We start from the raw sequence: 3,280 nt of genomic DNA, 5'->3' as shown, positions 1-3,280 counted from the left end.
GCTTCCCATTGGCCTAACAAATAACGGCCAAGCACAAAATTCCTTACAGTCCCCGGTCACCCACTCGTCAACCAGTCGGGCATATTGGCGGGTGCTGAGGTGCCTGTTCCGATCGACCCGGCTTGGGAAGACATAATCGTCCACGGTGCCACCCCGGCGCCCAAGCCAGGCCAGCAGACTGGCACGGGCATCCGGCAAAATCTCGAACTGAACAGGACGGCTTGTTTTCTGCTGCATCACGATTGCGCGCGTTCGGATCTGCCCTCCGTTGACGATGTCGCCGATCTTCATTCGAACAAGGTCGCAACCGCGCAGCTTGCTATCGATGGCAAGGTCAAACAGTGCGCGATCACGCAAGCGGCGGCGTTCGTTGAGGAAAAAGCGGATCTCCCATATTTGCTTCGGCTTGAGCGCGCGCTTTGCGCCAACACTCCTTCCCGCGTTCCAGACCGGGCGCTTGATAGCAGTCGTTTCGGTTTCAGGCATCTCCATGATCCTTCTCCAGTGACCAGAATGGTCACCAGAAGAATGTCTGTCGGCCTGATATTTGAAAATGGTGGGGCGCCGATCGAGGCAAAGCCGACATCAGGACCGCGGCAACTTCCGACCCAAACCCAGACTCTTGCATCGGTAGCGTTGAGCGTCGTTGTTATCCGAAAGCGGTCCTTCGCGTTGGTCGAAGCAGAAGGTCAGCAAAGTGCCCCAATCTCGGTCATTCAAGTTCCGGCGCCGATCGACTGAAATCAGACGTCGAAGCGCCTCGAAATGATGGTCAAGCCTTTAGTCCGGTTCAGTCGGTACGATTGGTGCACGTTTCCTGCATCCACACGCGCGGTTCGGGAAGCCAAGGCCTCGGCCATATCATCGAGACATAAGGATCGCTGGCGGCTTCACAGGTAGTAGGAGGCCGCAGAATGCAGCCACCCAGCCTACGGTGATGCCACCGAGCCCAGCCTCTACGATATTCTCGATCCGCCCGAAAAGTAGGGCTGACTGGGGCAGTTTGATGCCCGTTCAACGCCTGCGATGTGGATGTCGCTTATTACCATACCAGAGCGACGCCATGCGATCGGCGCACACGAAGTCATCGACTGCATCGCTGCTGGTGGCGAGGTCGGTGCTGTCGCCGTCCTCGCTGTCACCGGCTTCGTCGCTCAGCGGCTCGGGCACTACAAAGGCCTTGGCAGTCTCATGCCAAACCGCTTCGACTCGCTCCTTACAAAGCGCAGCGATCGGCGCGGGGAGCCGAGGCTCCAGCCATGCGTCATCCTCGAAGCCCGAGTGCAGGAAATGTGCCGGATCGATAATGCGCTCATGCCAGCCTTTGCACACTGATGCCGACCGATAGATCATCCGCTCACACGAGGCGGAGGGATAGGCCGCGGGAATGATCAGCGTCGTGCGGATCGCCTCCATTGCTTCTTTAAGACTGGTGGTCGCGGCATGCCAAGCGGAGAAGCGCGAGCAAAGTTGCTCGGCCATCTGGCTAGCCCCACAGTTCGTCTGCGCGTCGAACAATAGCCGCAAAGTCATCGGCTCGACCACGGTCGGATCAAAGTCGGTGCGTAGCACCTTGCTGAGATGCGTATGCGTGGCGACATTCGACCACTTGGGCACCACCGTATGCGCGCGCTCCCAGATCGTCGCATCGCAATCATAAGCCGACGCCTGCGCGGCTCCACCATGCAGCACAATCACACCATGAGCTACGTTGCCCTGCTCGACCAGCTTAGTCTCGTTCAGCGACACATGCACCGACAGATCGACCAGCATGCGCACCACCTTGCCGATACCGCCCATGCCAATTACGCCGACGGCGACATGCATCAGCCGCGCCCGGATCCCATCATCAAGCGCATCGAACGCCGAGGGGTTGTCTTTGATAGTGAGGATCTTAAGTGCGCGCGCGCCTTGGCTACGCGCGTTGTCCAGCTTGTCGTTGGTCATCTAAACACCTCCCGGACCGCTTGCCGCGATCTCCGTGCAGATCGGACGCACCTCGCCGTCGATGTCGAGCATCAGCCTGTGCAGCCGTTCAGTTCCGCGCAACGCCTGTTGCCGGGTGTTCTTGAACTTCTCCTTGGCAACGAGCCCATAGGCTTCCGCCGCTTTGATAATGCCCTGGATTTTCTTTTCCTGCCGATCGACGTCGTTCGCATCCGCTGCCATGCGCTTGGCGAGATTATGGCAGTTGATTGGTGCGCAGTCCGATCCGACCCTGCTCACCCCTGCCGCATCGATCGCATGATCGCAGACATGCTCACTGTCTTTCCACACTATCATCAGAATGCGCATCGCTTGCTCACTGAGTAGCCGACGCTGGAAAGTGACGCGATTAGTGCCATGCTCGATGAACGTCTCGGGAAAGACCGTGTCAATAAGCAGCCCTTGCCAGACCCCGGCCATGTCGATCATGCCGGTAACTGTCACTAGCGCGCTGACAGTCTCGGTCGCGATGGCCATGTTGTTTGATGGCGGCGTCATCGCCGCCGCCACCGACGATACAGCCGGATTGGAGGGAGCGGCCGAATTGCCGGCGCTCGCGACACTGAGTTTGGCCATCGGCATCTGGTCCTTTCGCGAGTTGACCATGCCGCATCTTAGGTGGACTCGCCATCAGACATTTTCTCCGACGTAAAGTGCCGGAGCGTTTGTCCGGAACGCCGGGCCGGACGGGTTGATCGGCGCCCTGGATCAGCAGCATTGTCCCGTGGACCGCGATAAAAAGTGGCATCAGATATTTGCGCGAAGGGAGCATCCCAATGCGTGAAAAGTCGTCGATCAAGTTCGAGATTCCGGTCCCCTGGGCGACCAAGCCTGTCTGCATTGAGGCGAAGGGCAGTCACGCCGTAGTGGTTGCTGGCATCGTTGCGTTCATTCTCATCGCAGCAATCACGCTGAGCTGAGAGTTACGCGGTTCCGCCTTCTATCCGCACCAACTTTAAAGCGCTTTACGCTAGGGGCCTGATAGACCCATTCAGGGGCCGCGTTGGACGATGTCCGCTCTCGCAGCAGCGTGATCGGCAGCCTCCTGACATCAACCGGCCCGGTTATGGGCGCGATTCCTGCCCAGTGGAGCGCTCGTCGCATGTCGGGTTTTGGCAATCGACCTGCCGCTGAAGCAGCCGCTCGGGAATGACGGCTTCGTCCCAATTTCAGCTGTTCCAAGTCCTATGAACACCCTGCCGCTTTCAGGAAGTCGCAGGTCGCAACCGAAGGTCTGACATGGGGTCGAAGCACGAACCCGCTTCGCGGGAGTGTCGCTGGCGGCGAGGGTGAT

The 3,280-nt window shown here is 59.1% G+C and carries 4 protein-coding genes; 1 reads left to right on the top strand and 3 read right to left on the bottom strand.

Annotated features, from left to right (window positions below):
- The 3 genes from AX708_RS04055 to AX708_RS04045 all read right to left on the bottom strand — a co-directional run.
- Nucleotides 1-492, bottom strand: a 492-nt coding sequence (locus tag AX708_RS04055; RefSeq protein ID WP_067489559.1) for a tyrosine-type recombinase/integrase, incomplete at its 3' end; no start/stop codon positions are given.
- 522 nt (nt 493-1,014) lie between these two features.
- Nucleotides 1,015-1,947, bottom strand: a complete 933-nt coding sequence (locus tag AX708_RS04050; protein WP_066528315.1) for a hypothetical protein — start codon at nt 1,945-1,947, stop codon at nt 1,015-1,017.
- The gene (locus tag AX708_RS04045; protein WP_156443347.1) at nt 1,948-2,562 is read right to left on the bottom strand and encodes a hypothetical protein; all 615 of its coding nucleotides are present in this window, start codon (nt 2,560-2,562) and stop codon (nt 1,948-1,950) included. It lies immediately after the preceding gene.
- 200 nt (nt 2,563-2,762) lie between these two features.
- On the opposite strand from AX708_RS04045, the gene AX708_RS20245 reads away from it, so the two are divergent.
- The gene (locus AX708_RS20245; protein ID WP_156443348.1) at nt 2,763-2,906 is read left to right on the top strand and encodes a hypothetical protein; all 144 of its coding nucleotides are present in this window, start codon (nt 2,763-2,765) and stop codon (nt 2,904-2,906) included.
- Nucleotides 2,907-3,280 lie beyond the last annotated feature (374 nt).

It is taken from the genome of Erythrobacter sp. CCH5-A1, assembly GCF_001557115.1.
In the GTDB taxonomy this organism is placed as follows: Bacteria; Pseudomonadota; Alphaproteobacteria; order Sphingomonadales; family Sphingomonadaceae; genus Erythrobacter.
The sequence above is the reverse complement of the archived record's forward strand: the minus strand, read 5'-3'. Positions and strand labels throughout refer to the sequence as shown.

Coding starts and splice junctions, on each gene's coding strand:
- AX708_RS04050 (WP_066528315.1), bottom strand. CDS start 1,947: ATGACCAACGACAAGCTGGACAACGCGCGTAGCCAAGGCGCGCGCGCA.
- AX708_RS04045 (WP_156443347.1), bottom strand. CDS start 2,562: ATGGCCAAACTCAGTGTCGCGAGCGCCGGCAATTCGGCCGCTCCCTCC.
- AX708_RS20245 (WP_156443348.1), top strand. CDS start 2,763: ATGCGTGAAAAGTCGTCGATCAAGTTCGAGATTCCGGTCCCCTGGGCG.